Consider the following 256-nt stretch of genomic DNA (forward strand, 5'->3'; position numbering starts at 1 on the left):
TCAACTGCCGTTATCGCCCTCCCCAAGTGGGCCATCGGGTGAGTGAGGGCACCGCTTCCTGGCCCGATCTCAATGATGGGGCCGGAGGTTTGTTTCACAAGATCGACGATGGAGTTGATGATCTTGTGGTCTGTGAGAAAATTTTGGCCATGCTCGTGACGGCCGTATCCGTATGCAGACATCAGGTGTGCTCCTTGGATTTGAAAGGGAGCCGGGCATGACAAATAGCCGCCCGGCTAAAGGACCGGAGCGGTTT

The 256-nt window shown here is 55.9% G+C and carries 1 protein-coding gene; it reads right to left on the reverse strand.

The features are described 5' to 3' along the window. Positions 1-182, reverse strand: a 182-nt coding sequence (locus tag HMPREF2604_RS03950) for an rRNA adenine N-6-methyltransferase family protein (RefSeq protein ID WP_305764406.1), incomplete at its 3' end; no start/stop codon positions are given. Between the last annotated feature and the right edge of the window lie 74 nt (positions 183-256).

Origin of the sequence: Corynebacterium sp. HMSC055A01 (assembly GCF_001809405.1) — a bacterium.
Classification (GTDB): Bacteria; Actinomycetota; Actinomycetes; order Mycobacteriales; family Mycobacteriaceae; genus Corynebacterium; species Corynebacterium hesseae.